This window comes from Streptomyces sp. NPDC050738, assembly GCF_040654175.1.
Taxonomy (GTDB): Bacteria; Actinomycetota; Actinomycetes; order Streptomycetales; family Streptomycetaceae; genus Streptomyces.
Window position 1 is genome coordinate 267793 of record NZ_JBFAHN010000003.1, and the last position, 21257, is coordinate 289049.

A 21257-nucleotide genomic window follows, 5' to 3' on the forward strand; every position below is an offset into this window, starting at 1 on the left:
GGGCCGGTGCGTGCCTCAGGCCGGGACCTCGGCGGCGGTTTCCGGCTCGCTGTCCGCACCCCGTCCGGCCAGCCGCTCGCGCCAGGCGGCGAGCACGGCGGGGTCGGTCGGGGGTGTGGCCAGGGAGACGGCGATGTAGGTGACGAGGGAGGCGAGGAGGCCGTAGTAGACGGGCTCGTTGGCGAGGACGCCGTACACCCGCATCAGGACCAGGACGGCGAGTCCGCCGACCACGACCGCCGCGAGCGCGCCGTGCACGGTGCCGCGCTTCCACAGCAGCCCGCCGAGGATCGGCACCAGGAGGCCGCCGACGAGCAGGTCGTAGGCGACGGTCAGGCCCTCGACCACGCTGTTGAGCTGGATCGCGATGACGATCACGGCGACGCCCATGACGAGGATGAAGACGCGGTTGCCCTTGACCTCGTCGCGGCCGTCGGCGGGAGGTTCGCCGCCGGTCAGACCGCGCAGCTTCGACCAGATGTCGTTGTTGGCGACGGTGGCGCAGGCGATCAGCGCGCCGGAGGACGTGGACATCACGGCGGCCAGGGCGGCGGCGAGCACCAGGCCCCGCACGCCCATGGGGAGTTCGTCCTTGACGATGGTCGCGAAGGCGTCGTCCGGGTTGGCCAGGTTCGGGTAGAGGACCTTCGCCGCGGTGCCGATGACCGCTCCGGCGATGGCGTACAGCAGGCAGTACGTACCGGCGACCGTGCCGCCGGTCCGCGCGACCTTGTCGCTGCGCGCGGTGAACACCCGCTGCCAGATGTCCTGCCCGATGAGCATCCCGAAGGTGTAGATCAGGACGTACGTGAAGATCGTCTCGCCGCCGATGCCCAGCGGGTCGAAGTAGGAGGTCGGCAGCTCGGCCTTCATCTCACTGAAGCCGCCCGCGCGGAACACGGCGATCGGCAGCAGCAGGATCAGGATGCCGACGGACTTCACCACGAACTGCACCATGTCGGTGATCGTGATCGACCACATGCCGCCGAGCGTCGAGTACGCCACGACGATCGCGCCGCCGAGGATGATCGCGACGGTGCGGTCCATGTCGAAGATGACGTCGAAGATGGTCGCGTAGGCGATCGTCGACGTGACCGCGAGCATCAGCGTGTACGCCCACATGACGACGCCGGAGATCAGTCCGGCCCGGCCGCCGTAGCGCAGGTCGAGCATCTCGGAGACCGTGTAGACCTTCAGGCGGGCGATGCGCGCGGAGAAGAAGACGCTCAGCGCGAGGAGGCCGAGGCCGATGGTGAAGACCATCCAGGCGCCGGAGAGCCCGTACTGGTAACCGAGGCCGACGCCGCCGATGGTCGACGCGCCGCCGAGGACGATGGCCGCCATGGTCCCGGAGTACATCGCGGGGCCGAGGCGGCGGCCCGCGACCAGGAACTCGGATTTGGACTTGGCGCGGCGCATGCCCCACCAGCCCATGGCCAGCATGCCGGCCAGGTAGATGACGATCACCGCATAGTCGATGGCCATGGGGGCCCTCCTTCGCGCACCTCGGTGGCGTGTCGTGCAGAGACGGTTCGGGACCCGGCACGTGCTCGCGGGGACATACGCCCGTACCCGTGGCTGCCGGTCGGCACGACCTTAGGTGGCCGGAAAGCAACACTGAAGTGTACGTTTCCTCCACTCGCCCCCTGCTGATGTGGATGGACCGTCCATGCCGGACCCCGCCTCTCCCCCCACCTCCCCCGTCCCGCTCGCGGCCCTGCTGGCGCGCGATGGCCTCGGTCTGCGGCAGCTCGCGGGGCCGCCGGACGCGGAGGTGCACTGGGTGCACACGAGCGAGATGGCCGACCCGTATCCGTATCTGCTCGGCGGCGAACTGCTGCTGACGGCGGGGGTGCAGCTGTCCGACCCGGACCTGTACGTCTCGCGGATCGTCCAGGCGGGCGGGGCGGCGCTGGGCTTCGGGGTGACGCCGGTGTACGACACGGTGCCGCCGGCCCTGGTGACCGCCTGCGACCGGCACGGGCTCGCCCTCGTCGAGGTCCCGCCGCCGACGCCGTTCACCGCGATCGCCCGCGCGGTCTGGAGCCTGATGGCGCAGGCCCGCCACCGCGAGCTGCGCCGCGTGACAGAGGCCCAGCAGGGCCTGGCCGCGGCGGCGGCCCGCCCTGCCCCGATCCCGGCCGTGCTGCGGCAACTGGCGTCGCGGCTCGGCGGGTGGGCGGGGCTGGTGGGGGCGGACGGTTCGGTGCCGTACGAGGCGGGGCCTGCGCCGACGGCGGGAGTGCGGGTGTCGCTGATGGCGCTGGCGGAGGTGGTGCGGCCGGTGGAGGCCGGGGAGATCCACCCCCACCCCACGCCGGCGGGCCCCCACCCCACTTCGGCCACCGACACCACCGCCGGGATCCACCTCACCGCGTACGCCCTCCCCGGCGACACCACCCTCTGCGTCGCCACGCCCCACCGTGAACCCGGCGACCACACCGTCGCCGGGGTCGCCGTCGTCCTCCTCTCGCTCCTCACCGCCGAGCGGCAGGGCGCCGACGAGGCCGCCCGGTCGTCCGCGCTCGTACGCATGCTCCTCGGCGAGGAGGCCGCGACCGTCGCGCCCACGCTCGGGGACGCCCCCTGGACCGTCGTGCACGCCCGCGGAGACGGCCCGCCGCCCGCGCTCGGCAGCCCCCTGGCGGACGTGCGGCAGCAGACCGTACGGTTCCTCCTCCCCGCCGGCCAGGAGGCGGCCCCCCACCCCGGCTGGACCCTCGGCATCAGCGCACCCGCCGACCCCGGCGACCTCCCCGCCGCCGACGCCCAGGCCGCCCGCGCCCTGCGCCGGGCCGAGGCCACCCGGACGGCCCTGGTGCGCCACCGCACCTCGGGGCTCGCCGCGCTGACCGACCCCGACGAGGCCGCCGCGTACGCTCGCACGCTCCTCGCCCCGCTGGGCGAGGGCCCGCTCCCCGGGACCCTGCGCACCTGGCTGTCCCTGCACGGCAGCTGGGACCGCACCGCCGTCGCCCTCGCCGTGCACCGCAACACCGTCCGCCAGCGCATCGCCCGCTGCGCGGCGCTGCTCGACGCCGATCTGGACGACATGGACGTCCGCGCGGAGCTCTGGTTCGCGCTGCGGAGTGCTGAGGCTCACCCTGGACACTCTGGACAGAAAGAATGACTGGCGGGTAACTTTTAACGCTGAGCAAGCGCTTAGGTGAATCAACGAGGAGGCTCCCCCGTGCGCCGTACCGTATTCAACGAGGACCACGAGGCGTTCCGGGAGACTCTCCGCGCCTTCATCGAGACCGAGGTCGCCCCCGTCTACGACGAGTGGTTCGCTGCGGGTCAGGCGCCGCGCGAGTTCTACTACAAGCTGGCCGAGCTGGGCATCTTCGGGATCCGCGTCCCCGAGGAGTTCGACGGCGCGGGCATCGACTCGTACAAGTTCGAGGCCATCATGTACGAGGAGACCGCCCGCGCTGGCGTCTCCTTCGGCGGCTCCGGCGTGCACGTGCTGCTCGGCCTGCCGTACATCAAGATGCTCGCCACCGACGAGCAGAAGAAGCGCTTCCTGCCGAAGTTCGTCTCCGGCGAGGAGATGTGGGCCCTCGCGATGACCGAGCCGGGCACCGGCTCCGACCTCGCGGGCATGAAGACCACCGCGAAGCTCTCCGAGGACGGCACGCACTACGTCCTCAACGGCGCCAAGACCTTCATCACCGGCGGTGTGCACGCCGACAAGGTCATCGTCTGCGCCCGTACCTCCGCCCCGCGCGAGGACGACCGCCGCTTCGGCATCTCGCTCTTCGCCGTCGACACCAAGTCCGAGGGCTACTCGGTCGGCCGCAAGCTCGACAAGCTCGGCCTGAAGGTCTCCGACACCGCCGAGCTCGCCTTCGTGGACGTCAAGGTGCCCGTCGAGGACCTCCTCGGCGAGGAGAACAAGGGCTTCTCCTACCTCGGCCTGAACCTCGCCTCCGAGCGCTGGGGCATCGCCTTCGGTGCGTACGCGCAGGCAGCCGCCGCCGTCCGCTTCGCCAAGGAGTACGTCCAGGACCGCACGGTCTTCGGCAAGACGGTCGCCTCCTTCCAGAACACCAAGTTCGAACTGGCCGCCTGCCAGGCCGAGGTGGACGCGGCCCAGGCCGTCGTCGACCGCGCCCTGGAAGCCCTCGACGCGAACGAGCTGACGCCGGCCGAGGCCGCCTCCGCCAAGCTCTTCTGCACCGAGGTCGCGCACCGCGTGATCGACCGTTGCCTGCAGCTGCACGGCGGCTACGGCTTCATGAACGAGTACCCGATCGCCCGCCTGTACGCGGACAACCGCGTCAACCGCATCTACGGCGGCACCAGCGAGGTCATGAAGATGATCATCGCCAAGGACATGGGTCTCTAAGGACCACTGAGAACTCCCCCTGTGTCCAAGCCACTTGAGTCACTCCTCGATCTGCTCGACCTCGAGCGGATCGAGGAGGACATCTTCCGCGGCGAGAGCCGCTCGGCCCTCGTGCCGCGGGTCTTCGGCGGCCAGGTGGCCGCCCAGGCCCTGGTCGCCGCGGGCCGCACCGTCCCCGAGGACCGGCCGCCGCACTCGCTGCACGCGTACTTCCTGCGCCCCGGCGACCCCGGCGTACCGATCGTCTACACCGTGGACCGCATCCGCGACGGCCGCTCCTTCACCACCCGGCGCGTCGTCGCGATCCAGCACGGGAACCCGATCTTCCACCTCTCGGCGTCCTTCCAGACGTACGAGGACGGGCTTGAGCACCAGACCTCGATGCCGGACGCACCGGACCCCGAAACCCTGCCCACCGCGGCCCAGATGCTCCCCCGCCACCTCCCCGCGAACGTGGCCCAGCGCCTCGTCGAGGCCCGTGGAGCCGTCGATCTGCGGTACGCGGACACCCCGCCGTGGGGCAGCGTCGGCACCCCGCGCGAGCCGCGCTCGCAGGTCTGGTTCCGTACGAACGGCAAGCTCGCGGACGAGCCCCTGCTGCACGTCGTGCTCGCCACCTATGTCTCCGACATGACCCTGCTCGACTCGGTGCTGCTCGCGCACGGCCGGGGCGGCTGGGCGGTCGGCGATGTCGTCGGCGCCTCGCTCGACCACGCGATGTGGTTCCACCGGCCCTTCCGGGCGGACGAATGGCTGCTGTACGACCAGGAGTCGCCCTCCGCGTCGGGCGGCAGGGGTCTGGGCCAGGCCCGGATCTACACCCGGGACGGACAGCTGGCGGTCACGGTGATCCAGGAGGGCGTCGTCCGCATCCCGCGCGACTGACCGCAGAACCGCCCGATAACGGGCATACTGCGCACTTATGACCGAAGAGCAGACCGAGGCGCCGCAGGCCCCGGAGAGCACCACCACCGTCATCGTCGCGGCCGTCGCCAATCTGGGCATCGCCGTGGCGAAGGCCGTGGCCGGCGTCATCAGCGGTTCCAGCGCGATGCTCTCCGAGGCGGCCCACTCCGTCGCGGACACGGTCACCGAGGTGCTGCTGCTCACCGCGCTCAAGCGGAGCGAGAAGCCCGCCGACGAGGAACACCCCCTGGGGTACGGCGCCGAGCGCTATCTCTGGGCGATGTTCGCCGCCGTCGCCACCTTCGTCGGCGGTGCGGTCTTCTCCGTGTACGACGGCATCCACACCCTGGTCCACGGCGAGGAGCTGGGCGACCCGCTCGTCTCGTACATCGTGCTCGCCGTCTCCTTCCTCCTGGAGGGCTACTCGCTGCGCACCGGCATCAAGCAGGTCCGCGGCGAGGCCGCCCGCCTCAAGGCCCCGGTCAGGTACTACCTGCGCCACACCCCCGACACCGCCGTGAAGGCCGTGGTCCTGGAGGACTCGGCGGCGCTGGTCGGTCTGCTCCTGGCGGCGGGCGGTCTGCTCGGCGGCCAGCTGACCGGATCCGGCGTCTGGGACGGCATCGCGTCGATCCTGATCGGCGTCCTGCTGGTGTACGTCGCCTGGGAGTTGGGCCGCTCCAACGCCAAGCTCCTGATCGGCCGGCCGCTGCCGGAGCGCATGCGCTCGGCCGTACGGGAGGAACTGCTCTCCGTCCCGCACATCATCGACGTACTGGAGCTGACCACCCTGCTCCAGGGCCCCAGGGAGATCCTGATCGCGGCCAAGATCGACTTCCGGGACGTCTCGACGGCCGAGGAGATCGAGTGGGCCTGCGAGGAGGCCGAGGAGCAGCTGCGCGAGCGCTTCCCGGCCATCCGCAGGGTCTATCTCGACCCGACGCCGGGGCTGTATCAGACGAGGCCCGCGGCGCCCAGCAGGTAGGCGGTCATGGGGTCGTAGAAGCGCGGGTCGGTGACGTGATCGTCGAGCGGCACGGTGACCTGGAGGGTGCCTTCCGCCTCGCCGATGAACAGCGCCGGGTCGTTGCAGTCGGCGTACCCGATCGAGTCGAGCCCGCGCTGCCCCGCGCACCCCGCCCAGCCGTGGTCGGCGACGACCAGATCGGGCAGCGGCCGCCCCTCGCGCGCGAGGGCGTCGAGGATCGCGGCCATCGGCGCGGGCGAGTGCGTGTGCCACAGGGTCGCGCCGCGCTCCAGCATCGCCACGTCCGCGAACTGGAAGACCATGCCCTCGTCGGCGCCGAGCCCGCCCGGAATCCGTACGATCTCGGCTCCCGCCGCGCGCAGTGCGTCCGCGGTGGCGCGGTGCACGTCGAGCAGCCCGCCCGGGTGGCCTGTGGCGAAGAGCACCCGCTCCTGGCCGTCGGCGGCCTTGCGCAGCCGGGCGGCCATCCGCTCCAGGGCGTCGACGGTCAGCTCGGGGTCGATGGTGTCCTGGCCGCTGCGGTGCTCCGGGTCGTCGACGACGCCGCAGCGCTCGGCCATCACGGCGAGGACGTCCTGCTCGTCGGTCCAGCGGTCGCCGAGCTCCAGGCCGAGCCAGAAGTTGCGGTCGCCGTTGGCGAGCTTGCGGTAGTGGGAGAGGTTGTTGTCGCGGGGGGTGGCGACCTCTCCGGCGATACGGGTGCGGACGAGGTGGTCGACGAGTTCGGCACGGCTGGGAATCCCGGATATCGGCATGGGCCCATTGTGCCGCGCGGGGCGGGCCGGGTGCTTCCGGCTCAGCCCGACAGTGCGGCGAACGCCCCGTGCGCCAGGCGGCGCAGCAGCGCCTCGGTGGCGGGGCGGCCGAGGGGGCCGAGGTGGGGGGTGGAGTTGAGGAGGCCGAAGACGGCGTGGACGGCGACGCGGGCCTCCGCCTCGGGGGCCGTGGGGTGGATTTCCCGTACGACGGCGACCCACAGCTCCACGTACTGGCGCTGCAGCTGGCGCACCAGCTTGCGGTCGCTGTCGCGCAGCCGGTCGAGCTCGCGGTCGTGGAGGGTGATGAGCGGGCGGTCGTCGAGGGCGAAGTCGATGTGGCCGTCGATGAGCGCGGAGAGTACGTCGCCGGGGCCGCCCCCGGTCTCGGCCACGCGCCGCTTGCCGCCGTCCAGGAGGCGGCCGCTGATGCCGACGAGCAGCTCGGCGAGCATCGCGTCCTTGCCGGCGAAGTGGCGGTAGAGCCCGGGGCCGCTGATACCGACCGCGGCGCCTATCTCGTCGACGCCCACGCCGTGGAATCCACGGGCGGCGAAGAGGCGGGCGGCCTCTTTGAGGATCTGCTCGCGGCGGGTGAGGGCGTCGGTCCTGGTGGTCATGGATTCGATTCTAGACAGTGGGGGTTAGCGAGCGTTAACCTGAAGTCGGATTGTTAACGCTCATTAACAGAGCAAGGGGGCTCGAAGCGATGCAGCAGGCACCGGTGCTGGCCAGTGCGGCCGACCCCGCCTCTGAGGCCTGGCAGGCCAACGAGGCGGCGCACGAGGCGCTGGCCGAGGAGCTGCGGGCCAAGCTGTCCGCGGCCCGGCTCGGGGGCGGCGAGAAGTCCAGGGCCCGGCATGTGGCACGAGGGAAGCTGCTGCCCAGGGACCGGGTGGACGGGCTGCTCGACCCCGGTTCCCCCTTCCTGGAGCTGGCGCCACTGGCGGCCGACGGGCTGTACGGGGGCGCGGCACCAGCGGCCGGGGTGATCGCCGGGATCGGGCGGGTCAGCGGGCGCGAGTGCGTGATCGTCGCCAATGACGCCACCGTCAAGGGCGGTACGTACTACCCGATGACGGTGAAGAAGCACCTCAGGGCGCAGGAGGTGGCCCTGGAGAACCGGCTCCCCTGCATCTATCTGGTGGACTCGGGCGGCGCCTTCCTGCCCATGCAGGACGAGGTCTTCCCGGACCGGGACCACTTCGGCCGGATCTTCTACAACCAGGCCCGGATGTCAGGCGCCGGGATCCCGCAGATCGCCGCCGTCATGGGCTCGTGCACGGCGGGCGGGGCGTATGTGCCCGCGATGAGCGACGAGGCCGTCATCGTGCGCGGCCAGGGCACGATCTTCCTGGGCGGACCGCCGCTGGTGAAGGCGGCGACGGGCGAGGTCGTGACGGCCGAGGAGCTGGGAGGCGGCGAGGTCCACTCCAAGGTCTCGGGCGTCACCGACCACCTCGCCGAGGACGACGCGCATGCGCTGCGGATCGTACGGACGATCGCCTCGACGCTGCCGGACCGGGCTCAACTCCCCTGGTCGGTCGAGCCCGTCGAAGAGCCCAAGGTCGATCCGGCGGGGCTGTACGGCGCGGTGCCGGTGGACTCCCGGACCCCGTACGACGTGCGGGAAGTGATCGCCCGGGTCGTCGACGGCTCGCGGTTCGCGGAGTTCAAGGCGGAGTTCGGGACGACGCTGGTGACGGGCTTCGCGCGGATCCACGGCCATCCGGTGGGGATCGTCGCGAACAACGGCATCCTCTTCTCGGAGTCGGCCCAGAAGGGCGCGCACTTCATCGAACTGTGCGACCAGCGCGGCATCCCGCTCGTCTTCCTCCAGAACATCTCCGGCTTCATGGTGGGCCGGGACTATGAGGCGGGCGGCATCGCCAAGCACGGCGCCAAGATGGTGACGGCGGTGGCGTGCGCGCGGGTGCCGAAGCTGACGGTGGTCGTCGGCGGGTCGTACGGAGCGGGCAACTACTCGATGTGCGGGCGGGCTTATTCGCCGCGCTTCCTGTGGATGTGGCCGAACGCCAAGATCTCGGTGATGGGCGGCGAGCAGGCCGCCTCGGTGCTCGCGACGGTGAAGAAGGACCAGATCGAGGCGCGGGGCGAGAGCTGGCCGGCCGAGGACGAGGACGCCTTCAAGGACCCGATCCGCGCGCAGTACGAACAGCAGGGCAACGCCTACTACGCGACGGCCCGGCTCTGGGACGACGGGGTCATCGACCCGATGGAGACCCGCCAGGTGCTGGGTCTCGCTCTGACCGCCTGTGGCAACGCGCCGCTGGGCGACCGCGGCTACGGCATCTTCCGGATGTGATGAGGATGGGAATGCTCGGCATGTTCGGTTCAGTACTGGTCGCCAACCGGGGCGAGATCGCCGTCCGCGTGATGCGCACGCTGCGGGAGCTGGGGGTGCGGTCGGTCGCCGTGTTCAGCGACGCGGACGCGGAAGCCCGTCATGTGCGGGAGGCGGACACGGCGGTCCGGATCGGCAGCTACCTGTCGGCCGACGACCTCGTGGACGCGGCCCTGCGCGCGGGCGCCGAGGCGGTCCACCCGGGATACGGCTTCCTCGCGGAGAACGCATCGTTCGCGGAGGCGTGCGAGGCGGCGGGATTGGTCTTCGTCGGCCCGCCGGCGTCCGCGATCGCCCTCATGGGCGACAAGATCCGGGCCAAGGAGACGGTGTCGGCGTACGGAGTGCCGGTCGTGCCCGGCGGCTCCGGACCCGAACTGGAGGAGATCGCCCGCAAGTTGGGCATGCCGGTGCTGCTGAAACCGTCGGCGGGCGGCGGTGGCAAGGGCATGCGGCTGGTGCGCGACGAGACGCTGCTGGGCGAGGAGATCGAGGCCGCCAAGCGCGGCGCGCTGAACGCCTTCGGCGATGACACGCTGCTCGTGGAGCGGTGGATCGACCGCCCGCGCCACATCGAGATCCAGGTCCTGGCGGACGCCCACGGGAACGTGGTGCACCTGGGCGAGCGCGAGTGCTCGCTGCAGCGCCGGCATCAGAAGGTCATCGAGGAGGCCCCTTCCGTGCTTCTCGACGAGGTGACGCGGGCCGCGATGGGCGAGGCGGCGGTGCAGGCGGCGCGGAGCTGCGGTTATGAGGGGGCGGGGACGGTGGAGTTCATCGTCCCGGGCGACGACCCGGCCTCGTACTACTTCATGGAGATGAACACCCGCCTTCAGGTCGAGCACCCCGTGACGGAGCTGGTGACCGGCCTCGACCTGGTGGAGTGGCAGCTGCGGGTCGCGGCCGGCGAGGAACTCCCGTACGGCCAGGACGACATCACGCTGACGGGCCATGCGATCGAGGCACGCATCTGCGCCGAGGACCCTTCCCGCGGTTTCCTCCCCTCCGGAGGCACCGTCCTGTCGCTGAGCGAGCCCCAGGGGCACGGGGTGCGGACGGACTCGGGCCTGAGCGAGGGCACGGAGGTCGGCAGCGCGTACGACCCGATGCTGTCGAAGGTCATCGCGTACGGCCCGGACCGCGCGACCGCGCTGCGCAAGCTGCGGGCGGCACTGGCGGAGACGGTGACGCTGGGCGTGCCGACGAACGCGGGCTTCCTGCGGCGGCTGCTGGCTCATCCGGCGGTGGCGGCAGGCGAGTTGGACACGGGCCTGGTGGAACGCGAGGCGGACGGTCTGGTGCCCGACGGGGTCCCGGACGAGGTGTACGCGGCTGCGGCGGCGGTACGAGAGGCGGCCCTGGCCCCCGTCACGCCTGCCGGAGGCTGGGCGGACCCCTTCTCAACGCCGAGCGGCTGGCGGCTGGGCGGCGAGGCGGTGCGGGTCGGGCACTGGCTGCGTATCGCGGGCCAGGAACCCGTACAGGTGGCGGGAGTTGGCCGGGTCGAGGACCGGAAGGTCTCCGTCACGGTCGACGGGACGGTCCACACGTTCCACCGGGCCGGGGACTGGCTGGGCAGGGACGGCGACTCCTGGCACGTACAGGACCACGACCCGGTGGCGGCGGCGCTGAAGGGCGCGGGCGGCTCGGGAACGGGCAGCCTGACCGCGCCGATGCCCGGGACGGTCACGGTGGTGAAGGTCGCCGTGGGTGACCAGGTGACAGCGGGCCAGGGCCTGTTGGTGGTGGAGGCGATGAAGATGGAGCACCTGATCTCCGCGCCGCATGCGGGCACGGTGACCGAATTGGACGTGCGTCCGGGCACCACGGTCGCCATGGACCAGGTGCTGGCCGTGGTCGCACCGGAGGAGGACGCGAAATGACGCTCCCGATGGTCGTACCGGCGCAGGACCTCCCGGCGAAGGTCCGGATCCACGAGGTCGGCGCGCGAGACGGCCTGCAGAACGAGAAGAGGACCGTCCCGGTCGAAGTGAAGGCGGAGTTCATCCACCGCCTGGCCGAAGCGGGCCTGACGACGATCGAGGCGACGAGCTTCGTCCACCCCAAGTGGGTGCCCCAACTGGCGGACGCCGAAGAGCTGTTCCCCCTGCTCGGGGACATCGAGGGCGCAGTACTGCCCGTCCTGGTCCCGAACGAACGGGGCCTGGACCGCGCGCTGGCCCTCGGCGCGAGCCGGATCGCGGTGTTCGCGAGCGCCACGGAGTCCTTCGCCAAGGCCAACCTCAACCGGACGGTCGACGAAGCGCTCGCGATGTTCGCCCCGGTGGTGGCGCGGGCGAAGGCGGAGAAGGCCCACGTGCGCGGCTACCTCTCGATGTGCTTCGGCGACCCCTGGGAAGGGGCGGTCCCGGTGGCCCAGGTGGTCCGGGTGGCGAAGGCCCTCATGGACCTGGGCTGCGACGAGTTGAGCCTGGGCGACACGATCGGCGTGGCCACGCCGGGCCATGTCCAGACCCTCCTCGCGAACCTCAACGAGGCAGGCGTGCCGACGAGCTCCATCGGCGTGCACTTCCACGACACGTACGGCCAGGCGCTTTCCAACACCCTGGCCGCGCTCCAGCACGGAGTGACCACGGTGGACGCATCGGCGGGCGGCCTGGGCGGCTGCCCGTACGCCAAGTCCGCCACCGGAAACCTCGCCACCGAAGACCTCGTGTGGATGCTCGAAGGCCTCGGTATCGACACCGGGGTCGACCTGGGCCGGCTCACCGCCACGAGCGTGTGGCTGGCCGACGAACTGGGCCGACCGAGCCCGTCCCGCACAGTCCGAGCCCTCTCCCACCAGGAGCAGTGAGAATCCCATGGACCACCGCCTCAGCCCCGAGCACGAGGAACTCCGCCGCACAGTGGAGGCGTTCGCGCACGATGTGATCGCCCCGAAGATCGGCGACTTCTACGAGCGCCATGAGTTCCCGTACGAAATCGTCCGCGAAATGGGGCAGATGGGCCTCTTCGGCCTCCCCTTCCCCGAGGAGTACGGCGGCATGGGCGGCGACTACCTCGCGCTCGGAATCGCCCTGGAGGAACTGGCCCGCGTCGACTCCTCGGTCGCGATCACCCTCGAAGCCGGGGTCTCGCTCGGCGCGATGCCGATCTTCCGTTTCGGCACGGAGGAGCAGAAGCGCGAGTGGCTGCCCCGGATGTGCGCGGGCGAGGTCCTGGGCGCCTTCGGCCTCACCGAGCCGGAGTGCGGGAGCGACGCGGGCGGCACGCGCACGACGGCCGTCCTGGACGGCGACGAGTGGGTGATCAACGGCTCGAAGTGCTTCATCACCAACTCGGGCACGGACATCACGGGCCTGGTCACGGTCACGGCGGTGACCGGCCGCAAGGACGACGGCCGCCCCCGTATCTCCTCGATCATCGTCCCGTCGGGCACCCCCGGCTTCACTGTCGCAGCCCCGTACTCAAAGGTGGGCTGGAACGCCTCGGACACCCGTGAACTGTCCTTCCAGGACGTCCGCGTGCCCGCGGCGAACCTCGTCGGCGAGGAGGGCCGCGGCTACGCCCAGTTCCTGCGCATCCTCGACGAGGGCCGGGTGGCGATCTCGGCGCTCGCGACGGGCCTGGCGCAGGGCTGCGTGGACGAGTCCCTCGCGTACGCCAGGACGCGCAAGGCCTTCGGCCGCCCGATCGGCGACAACCAGGCGATCCAGTTCAAGCTCGCCGACATGGAGATGAAGGCCCACACGGCCCGCCTGGCCTGGCGCGACGCGGCATCGCGCCTGGTGGCGGGCGACCCCTTCAAGAAGGAGGCGGCACTCGCCAAGCTCTACTCCTCGACGGTGGCGGTGGACAACGCGCGCGAGGCGACGCAGATCCACGGCGGGTACGGCTTCATGAACGAGTACCCGGTGGCCAGGATGTGGCGCGACTCCAAGATCCTGGAGATCGGCGAGGGCACGAGCGAGGTCCAGCGGATGCTGATCGCAAGGGAGATGGGCCTCCCCGCCTGAAGCACGCACATTTAAGCGGGAAGGGGCGGGTCGGGGGACACACTCCCGCCCTTTCCCCCGCTCCGGAATACGTTCGACACCCCGCCGACCCCCCTGGCAGAGTCCATCCATGGACACGCGCTTCTGGCCCCTGTACGGACTCCGCCTCACCACCCCCCGCCTGGAGCTCCGCCTTCCCGACCTCCACGACCTGGACGCGCTCGCGGCGGTCGCCGCCGACGGGGTGCACGATCCGGACCGGATGCCGTTCAGCGTGCCGTGGACCGACGCCGAGCCGGAAGCCCGCGGCCGGGCCACGTACCAGCACGTCCTCTCCACCATCGCGGGCTGGACGCCGGCCGACTGGAACCTGAGCCTCGTCGTCCTGCACCAGGACAAGGTCGTCGGCCGGATGGACCTGATGGCCAAGGAGTTCGCGACGACCCGTGAGGTCCTCACCGGGTCGTGGCTGGGCCTCGCCCATCAGGGCCAGGGCATCGGCACCGAGATGCGCGCGGCCGCCCTGCACCTCGCCTTCGCCGGGCTGGACGCCCGCAGCGCCACCTCGGGGGCGCTCAGCGACAACGCGCAGTCGCTCGGCGTCTCGCGCAAGCTCGGCTACCGCGACGACGGCACGGAGACTCTGTCCGTACGCGGCGAAGCGGTCACCCTGCAGCGTCTGCGCATCGACCGCGCCGACTGGGAGGCCCGGCGCGCGGTCGACGTCACGGTCAGCGGGCTCGAAGGGTGTCTGGCCCAGTTCACCGGGTAGCCGGGGCGGGCAGAGGGGACCCTCTGGACAGATAACAAGGTTAGGCTAACCTACCTTGAAACTTGCCCGGTGGCCCACCGCCACGTATGGAAAGCAGAGCCCTGCCATGCCCTCCTCCACCCGCGCTTCCCACTTCTCCCGTCGCGGCATCCTCGCCGCCGGTGGTGTCATCGGCATCGGTGCCGCTCTCACCGCCTGCGGGAGCGACGACAAGAAAAAGTCGGGCAGCGCCGCCGAGGACTCCGGGCCCTGGTCGTTCACCGACGACCGCGGTACGAAGGCGAGCACCAAGGCGACGCCCAAGAACATCGTCGCCTTCACCGGCACCGCCGCCGCCCTCTTCGACTACGGCATCCAGGTCAAGGGCGTCTTCGGCCCGACGAAGACCGCCGACGGCAAGCCCGATGTCCAGGCCGGCGACATGGACATCGCGAAGGTGGAGATCCTCGGCAACGTCTGGGGCGAGTTCAACGTCGAGAAGTACGCCGCCCTCGCGCCCGACCTCCTCGTCACCGACATGTGGCAGAAGGACGCGCTCTGGTACGTCCCCGACGAGTCCAAGGCCAAGATCCTCAAGCTCGCCCCCTCCGTCGCCCTCTGGGCCGCCGAGGTCGACATGGCCAAGGCCCTGGCGCGCCGCGCCGGCCTCGCCACGTCCCTCGGCGCGGACATCACCACGGCGAAGTTCACCGACGCCAAGGCCGCCTTCGAGAAGGCCTCCGCCCGGCTGCGCGCCGCCGCCAAGTCCAAGCCGAACATCAAGGTCCTGATCGGCTCCGCATCCAAGGACCTGCTGTACGCATCGGTCCCCAAGATGTCCGCGGACACCCTCTACTTCCAGAACCTCGGCGTGAACTTCATCGAGCCCAAGGCCAACGCCCAGGGCTTCTTCGAGGAGCTGAGCTGGGAGAACGCCGACAAGTACAAGGCCGACATCATCATGATGGACAACCGGTCATCGGCCCTCCAGCCCTCCGCCCTCACCTCGAAGCCCACTTGGGCCGCGCTCCCCGCGGTCAAGGCCGGCCAGGTCATCCCGCGCACCACGGAGCCGATCTACTCCTACGCCAAGTGCACCCCGATCCTCGACGACCTCGCCAAGGCCATCGAGAACGCCAAGAAGGTGAGCTGACCCGCCAGTGACGACTGCCGCCGCCCCGACGACTGCCCCCGAAATCGCGCCGTTCCGCCTCTTCGGCCTCTCGGTCGTCGGGGCGCGGCGGCTCAGCCCCAACCTCGTCCGCGTCACCTTCGGCGGCGAGGAGCTGAGGGACTTCCACGCGGGGGGCCGCGACCAGAGCCTCTCGCTCTTCCTCCCCCACCCCGGCCAGACCGAGCCCGTGCTGCCGCCGCTCGAGGCGGGGGACGACTGGTATCCGCAGTACCGGGCGATGCCCGATGGCGTACGGGCCGTGATGCGCTCGTACACGGTGCGCGCCCAGCGCCGCCGGCCCGACGAGGTCGACATCGACTTCGCCATCCACACCGACGGCGGCCCCGCCTGCCGCTGGGCGCTCAAAGCCGCCCCGGGCGACCGCGTCACCGTCCTCGGCCCCGCCGTCGCCGCCAACACGGCCGTACGTTTCCAGCCGCGCGCAGGCACCGACTCCGTCCTGATCTGGGCCGACGAGACGGCCCTGCCCGCCGCCGCCGCGATCCTGGAGTGGCTCCCCGCAGGCACAACCGCCCGCGTCTGGCTGGAAGTTCAGCACACCAAGGACCGCCAGGCCCTCACCACCGCAGCCGACGCCCGGATCACCTGGCTCGTACGGGACGAGGGCGCGCCCCCGGCCGTCGAAGCCGTACGCGAGGCCGCGCTGCCCGGCGCGCGCCCCTATGTCTGGATCGCGGGCGAGTCGGGGTCGGTGAAGGCGCTGCGCCGCCATCTCGTGCGCGAACGCGAGGTCGACCGGCGCGACATCACCTTCGTCGGCTACTGGCGGCGCGGGCTCAGCGAGGAGCAACTGCGCGAGGAGGCAACCGCGTAACGGCCGCTGCGCTTTCCGGGGACACCCGGACCCCGAGCGACCACTCCGGAGGGGGTGGGGGTGCGAAGTGAAGTTAGGTTAGGCTAACCTAACTAACGCTTCGCACCCCCACCCCCTTCTCCCTGCCCGGAGGACCGTTACATGCGCTCACACCTGCTCAACGACACGACCGCGGAGCTCTACCGCCGCTCCGCGACCGAAGCAGTCGAGCGGGTGGCAGCCCAACTCGCCGCCACCAAAAGCCCCTTCACCGGCATCTCCCCCGACGCGCTCTCCCCGGCCGTCGACGCCGTGGATCTGGACAGGCCGCTGGGCGACACCTCTGCCGCTCTCGACGAACTCCAGGAGGTCTACCTCCGCGACGCCGTCTACTTCCACCACCCCCGCTACCTCGCCCACCTCAACTGTCCGGTCGTCATCCCGGCCGTCACCGCCGAAGCGGTGCTCTCCGCCGTCAACTCCTCCCTCGACACCTGGGACCAGAGCGCCGGCGGCACCCTGATCGAGCGCCGCCTCATCGACTGGACCGCAGGCCGCATCGGTTACGGACCGACCACCGCCGACGGCGTCTTCACCAGCGGCGGGAGCCAGTCCAACCTCCAGGCCCTGCTGCTCGCCAGGGAGGAGGCCAAGGCCGAACACCCCGCCGACCTACGGGTGTTCACCTCCGAGGCCAGCCACTTCTCCGTACAGAAGTCGGCCAAACTCCTCGGCCTGCCGCCCGAGTCGGTCGTCTCCATCCCCGTCGACCACACCAAGCGCATGCAGACCGTGGCCCTCGCCCGCGCCCTGGAACACTGCGCCGCCGAAGGCGCGGTCCCCATGGCCGTCGTCGCCACCGCCGGCACCACGGACTTCGGCTCCATCGACCCGCTGCCCGAGATCGCCACGCTGTGCGCGCAGTACGGCGCCTGGATGCATGTCGACGCCGCGTACGGCTGCGGACTGCTCGTCTCCCCCACCCGCCGCCACCTCCTGGACGGCATCGAACGCGCGGACTCCGTCACCGTCGACTACCACAAGTCCTTCTTCCAGCCGGTGAGTTCGAGCGCGCTCCTGGTGCGCGACGGCGTCACCCTGCGCCATGCGACGTACTACGCGGACTACCTCAACCCGCGCTCGGCGCCCGTGCCCAACCAGGTCGACAAGTCCCTCCAGACCACCCGCCGCTTCGATGCGCTCAAGCTGTGGATGACGCTTCGCGTGATGGGCGCGGAAGGCATCGGCGGGCTCTTCGACGAGGTCGTCGACCTGGCCGCGCAGGGCTTCGAACTCCTCGCCGCCGACCCGCGCTTCGACGTCGCCGTCGAGCCGCAGCTCTCCACGCTCGTCTTCCGCTTCATCCCCGCCGACGTCACCAGCCCCGCGCTGATCGACCGCGCCAACCTCTATGCGCGCAAAGCGTTGTTCGCCTCGGGCGAGGCCGTCGTCGCCGGCACGAAGGTCGGCGGCCGCCACTACCTCAAGTTCACCCTGCTCAACCCGCAGACGACCGTCGCCGACATCGAGGCCGTCCTCGACCTGCTCGCCGGACACGCCCGCCAGTACCTGGGAGACTCCCTTGTCCACGCTTCCTGACCAGAACCAGCAGCAGCCCCTCGACTTCATCGCGATCGGCCTCGGCCCCTTCAACCTGGGCCTCGCCGCACTGACGGACCCGATCGACGAGCTGAGCGGCCTCTTCCTCGAATCCAAGCCGGACTTCGACTGGCACAGCGGCATGTTCCTGGAGGGCTCCACCCTCCAGACCCCGTTCATGTCGGACCTCGTCACCCTCGCCGACCCGACCTCGCCCTTCTCCTTCCTCAACTACCTGAAGGAATCAGGGAGGTTGTACTCCTTCTACATCCGCGAGAGCTTCTATCCGCTCCGCGAGGAGTTCAACGACTACTGCCGCTGGGCGGCCGCGAAGATCCCCGCGATCCGCTTCAACGAGACGGTGAGCGAAGTGAGTTACGACGAGGGCGACGCGCTCTACTCCGTACGGACGGCGAGCGGCGCCACCCACCGAGCCCGCAAACTGGTCCTCGGCACCGGAACCCCGGCGTACATCCCCGAGTCCTGCCGCGGCCTCGGCGGCGACCTGATCCACAACTCCCGTTATCTGGAAGCCAAATCGGCGCTCCAGGAGAAGGAGTCGATCACGATCGTCGGCAGCGGCCAGAGTGCGGCCGAGATCTACTACGACCTCCTCCAGGACATCGACGCGCACGGCTACGCCCTGAACTGGGTCACCCGCTCACCGCGCTTCTTCCCCCTCGAATACACCAAGCTCACGCTGGAGATGACGTCCCCGGAGTACGTCGACTACTTCCACGCGCTGCCCCCGGCGACCCGCGACCGCCTCAACACCGCCCAGAAGAACCTCTACAAGGGCATCAACTCCGAGCTCATCGACGCGATCTTCGACCTGCTGTACGCGAAGAACCGCCGCGGCCCCGTCCCGACCCGCCTGATGACCAACACCGCGCTGGACAAAGCCAGTTACGACCACGGCACCTACACCCTCGCCCTCCGCCAAGAGGAGCAGGGCAAGGACATCAGCCTCGCCACCCAGGGCCTGATCCTCGCCACCGGCTACAAGTACGAGGTCCCCGGCTTCCTGGCTCCCGTCCGGTCCCGTATCAACTGGGACGACCAGGGCCGCTTCGACGTCCACCGCAACTACAGCATCACCCCGGACGCCTCGATCTACGTCCAGAACGCCGAGCTGCACACCCACGGCTTCGTCGCCCCCGACCTCGGCATGGCCGCGTACCGCAACTCGTGCATCATCCGCGAGCTGCTCGGCGGCCAGGAGTACTACCCGGTCGAAAAGACCATCGCCTTCCAGGAGTTCGCAGCATGAGCACCCCCCACATCACCTTCCGCCCGCTCGACCCCCTCACCGACTCCGAGACGGTCCACGGCTGGGTCACCCACCCCAAGGCCGCCTTCTGGCTGATGCAGAACGCGACGCTCCCCGACGTCGAGCGCGAGTACATGGCGATCGCGGCATCGGAGCACCACGACGCGTACATCGGCCTCCACGACAACACCCCCGCCGTCCTCATGGAGCGCTACGACCCGGCCCATGTCGAGCTGAAGGGCCTGTACGAGGCCCAGGAGGGCGACGTCGGCATGCACTTCCTCGTCGCCCCCACCGACACCCCGGTCCACGGCTTCACCCGCGCCGTGATCACCGCGGTCATGGCGGAGCTCTTCGCCGACCCCGCCACCCGCCGCGTCGTGGTCGAGCCCGACGTGCGCAACACCGCCGTCCACACCCTCAACAAGGCCGTCGGCTTCGAGATCGTCCGCGAGCTCCAAAAGCCGGAGAAAACCGCCTACTTGAGCATATGCACCCGCCAGAGCTACGAAGAGGCCACGCGATGACCGACCACCTCACCCCCGCCCTCTGGGCCGAGGCCAACCGCCTCCTCGTCCGCAAGGCACTCGCCGAGTTCTCGCACGAACGCCTGCTCGCCCCCCGCCCGCTGGGCGACGCCCGCTACGCCGTGACCAGCGACGACGGCGCGACCGAGTACCGCTTCACGGCCACCGTCCTCACGCTCGACCACTGGCAGGTCGAAGCGGACACGATCTCCCGCCACCGCGACGAGTCCGAACTGCCCCTGGACGCACTGGACTTCTTCATCGAGCTGCAGGGCGCACTCGGCCTCTCCGCGGAAATCCTCCCCACCTACCTGGAGGAGATCTCCTCCACCCTCTCCGGCACGGCGTACAAGCTCACCAAGCCGCACATCACCGCCGCCGAACTGGCCCGCTCCGACTTCCAGTCCATCGAGACCGGCATGACCGAGGGCCATCCCTGCTTCGTGGCCAACAACGGCAGGATCGGTTTCGGCGCGGACGAATATCTCGCGTACGCACCCGAGACGGCGGCCCCCGTCCACCTCGTCTGGCTGGCGGCCCGCCGCGACCGCGCCACCTTCACGGCGGGCGCGGACCTGGACTACGACACCCTCATCCGCACCGAGCTCTCCGCCCGCACCCTGGCCCGCTTCGAGCGCACGATGGTGACCCAGGGCCTCGACCTGGCCGACTACTTCCTCCTCCCCGCGCACCCCTGGCAGTGGCAGAACAAGCTCGCCGTCACCTTCGCCGCTGAGGTCGCCCAGCAGCGGCTGGTCCATCTGGGCCCGGGGGACGACGCGTACCTCGCCCAGCAGTCGATCCGCACCTTCTTCAACACCACCGACCCCTCCAAGCACTACGTCAAAACGGCCCTCTCCGTCCTCAACATGGGCTTCATGCGCGGACTTTCGGCCGCCTACATGGAGGCCACCCCTGCCATCAACGACTGGCTGGCCCAGCTGATCGCCGCCGACCCGACGCTCACAGCGACGGGCCTCACGGTCATCCGCGAGCGCGCGGCGATCGGCTACCACCACCGCCAGTACGAGGCCGCCACCGCCAAGGGCTCCCCGTACCTCAAGATGCTCGCCGCCCTGTGGCGCGAGAGCCCGGTCCCGTCCCTGGCCCCCGGCGAGAGCCTGGCCACGATGGCCTCGCTCCTCCACACGGACCGCGAGGGCGCGTCCTTCGCCGGCGCACTGATCGCCGCGTCGGGCCTCTCCCCCCAGGAGTGGCTGCGCAGCTACCTCACGGCCTACTTCACCCCGCTGCTCCACAGCTTCTACGCGTACGACCTGGTCTACATGCCGCACGGCGAGAACGTGATCCTCGTCCTCAAGGACGGCGCCGTACAGCGCGCGATCTACAAGGACATCGCCGAGGAGATCGCGGTGATGGACCCCGACGCGGTGCTGCCCCCGGCGGTCGAGCGGATCCGCGCGGACGTCCCCGAGGACATGAAGATCCTCTCCCTCTTCACGGACGTCTTCGACTGCTTCTTCCGCTTCCTCAACGCCACCCTCGTCACGGAGGGCGTCCTGGAGGAGAAGGACTTCTGGCGTACGGTCGCCGACTCGGTCCGCGACTACCAGGCGGCGCATCCCGAACTGGCGGACAAATTCCGGCAGTACGACCTGTTCGCCCCCGAGTTCACACTGTCCTGCCTCAACCGTCTGCAACTGCGCAACAACCAGCAGATGGTCGACCTCGCGGACCCGGCAGGAGCCCTCCAGCTGGCAGGCACCCTGCAGAACCCGATCGCCTGAGCACGCCGGTGGCCCCGGGGAAAGCTCTCCCCGGGGCCACCCACAGCGCTCTCCTC

The 21257-nt window shown here is 70.4% G+C and carries 18 protein-coding genes; 15 read left to right on the forward strand and 3 right to left on the reverse strand.

The features are described from left to right. Positions 1-15 precede the first annotated feature (15 nt). Positions 16-1485, reverse strand: coding sequence for a sodium:solute symporter (locus AB0H78_RS09255; protein ID WP_363233645.1), 1470 nt, complete (start codon positions 1483-1485; stop codon positions 16-18). A gap of 184 nt (positions 1486-1669) precedes the next feature. Here AB0H78_RS09255 and AB0H78_RS09260 point away from each other — a divergent pair, with 184 nt between their 5' ends. From AB0H78_RS09260 to AB0H78_RS09275, 4 genes are read left to right on the forward strand one after another with little or no spacing between them, the layout of a single operon-like run. Further along, positions 1670-3130, forward strand: a complete 1461-nt coding sequence (locus AB0H78_RS09260) for a PucR family transcriptional regulator (protein ID WP_363233646.1) — start codon at positions 1670-1672, stop codon at positions 3128-3130. A gap of 60 nt (positions 3131-3190) precedes the next feature. Further along, positions 3191-4348 carry an acyl-CoA dehydrogenase family protein gene (locus tag AB0H78_RS09265; protein WP_363233647.1) on the forward strand — a complete coding sequence of 386 codons (1158 nt, stop codon included), beginning with the start codon at positions 3191-3193 and terminating at the stop codon, positions 4346-4348. A 21-nt stretch (positions 4349-4369) separates the two neighbouring features. After that, positions 4370-5233 (forward strand): acyl-CoA thioesterase II, encoded by an 864-nt coding sequence (locus AB0H78_RS09270; RefSeq protein WP_363233648.1) that lies wholly within the window; start codon positions 4370-4372, stop codon positions 5231-5233. A 37-nt stretch (positions 5234-5270) separates the two neighbouring features. Beyond that, positions 5271-6239 carry a cation diffusion facilitator family transporter gene (locus tag AB0H78_RS09275; protein WP_363233649.1) on the forward strand — a complete coding sequence of 323 codons (969 nt, stop codon included), beginning with the start codon at positions 5271-5273 and terminating at the stop codon, positions 6237-6239. Here the strand turns inward: AB0H78_RS09275 and AB0H78_RS09280 are convergent. Both AB0H78_RS09280 and AB0H78_RS09285 read right to left on the reverse strand, forming a co-directional pair. Further along, positions 6209-6997, reverse strand: a complete 789-nt coding sequence (locus tag AB0H78_RS09280; RefSeq protein WP_363233650.1) for a phosphatase — start codon at positions 6995-6997, stop codon at positions 6209-6211. The two genes, AB0H78_RS09275 and AB0H78_RS09280, sit on opposite strands and share 31 nt — an antisense overlap. A gap of 41 nt (positions 6998-7038) precedes the next feature. Further along, positions 7039-7617, reverse strand: coding sequence for a TetR/AcrR family transcriptional regulator (locus tag AB0H78_RS09285; RefSeq protein ID WP_363233651.1), 579 nt, complete (start codon positions 7615-7617; stop codon positions 7039-7041). Positions 7618-7706: 89 nt separating this feature from the next. Between AB0H78_RS09285 and AB0H78_RS09290 the strand changes: the two genes are divergently transcribed. The 11 genes from AB0H78_RS09290 (at position 7707) to AB0H78_RS09340 (ending at position 21201) form a co-directional block, all read left to right on the forward strand. Further along, complete coding sequence (locus AB0H78_RS09290; RefSeq protein WP_363233652.1) at positions 7707-9323, forward strand: carboxyl transferase domain-containing protein; 1617 nt, start codon at positions 7707-7709, stop codon at positions 9321-9323. Positions 9324-9343: 20 nt separating this feature from the next. After that, positions 9344-11245, forward strand: a complete 1902-nt coding sequence (locus tag AB0H78_RS09295) for a biotin carboxylase N-terminal domain-containing protein (RefSeq protein ID WP_363233653.1) — start codon at positions 9344-9346, stop codon at positions 11243-11245. Next, complete coding sequence (locus AB0H78_RS09300; RefSeq protein ID WP_363233654.1) at positions 11242-12177, forward strand: hydroxymethylglutaryl-CoA lyase; 936 nt, start codon at positions 11242-11244, stop codon at positions 12175-12177. Before AB0H78_RS09295 ends, AB0H78_RS09300 begins: the two co-directional genes overlap by 4 nt. A gap of 7 nt (positions 12178-12184) precedes the next feature. Then, positions 12185-13339: an acyl-CoA dehydrogenase family protein gene (locus AB0H78_RS09305; RefSeq protein ID WP_363233655.1), complete on the forward strand. Its 1155-nt coding sequence runs from the start codon at positions 12185-12187 to the stop codon at positions 13337-13339. Positions 13340-13448: 109 nt separating this feature from the next. Beyond that, positions 13449-14090, forward strand: coding sequence for a GNAT family protein (locus tag AB0H78_RS09310; RefSeq protein ID WP_363233656.1), 642 nt, complete (start codon positions 13449-13451; stop codon positions 14088-14090). A gap of 106 nt (positions 14091-14196) precedes the next feature. Further along, on the forward strand, positions 14197-15222 hold the full coding sequence (locus AB0H78_RS09315) for an ABC transporter substrate-binding protein (RefSeq protein WP_363233657.1): 1026 nt from the start codon (positions 14197-14199) through the stop codon (positions 15220-15222). Positions 15223-15229: 7 nt separating this feature from the next. Beyond that, entirely contained in the window at positions 15230-16078 is an 849-nt protein-coding gene (locus tag AB0H78_RS09320) for a siderophore-interacting protein (protein WP_363233658.1), read from the forward strand. Between the two features lie 141 nt (positions 16079-16219). Next, on the forward strand, positions 16220-17656 hold the full coding sequence (locus tag AB0H78_RS09325; protein WP_363233659.1) for an aspartate aminotransferase family protein: 1437 nt from the start codon (positions 16220-16222) through the stop codon (positions 17654-17656). Beyond that, the gene (locus AB0H78_RS09330; protein WP_363233660.1) at positions 17640-18926 is read left to right on the forward strand and encodes a lysine N(6)-hydroxylase/L-ornithine N(5)-oxygenase family protein; all 1287 of its coding nucleotides are present in this window, start codon (positions 17640-17642) and stop codon (positions 18924-18926) included. Before AB0H78_RS09325 ends, AB0H78_RS09330 begins: the two co-directional genes overlap by 17 nt. Continuing rightward, positions 18923-19453, forward strand: a complete 531-nt coding sequence (locus tag AB0H78_RS09335; protein WP_363233661.1) for a GNAT family N-acetyltransferase — start codon at positions 18923-18925, stop codon at positions 19451-19453. The genes AB0H78_RS09330 and AB0H78_RS09335 overlap by 4 nt, the downstream gene beginning before the upstream one ends. Next, on the forward strand, positions 19450-21201 hold the full coding sequence (locus AB0H78_RS09340) for an IucA/IucC family siderophore biosynthesis protein (RefSeq protein WP_363233662.1): 1752 nt from the start codon (positions 19450-19452) through the stop codon (positions 21199-21201). The genes AB0H78_RS09335 and AB0H78_RS09340 overlap by 4 nt, the downstream gene beginning before the upstream one ends. Positions 21202-21257 lie beyond the last annotated feature (56 nt).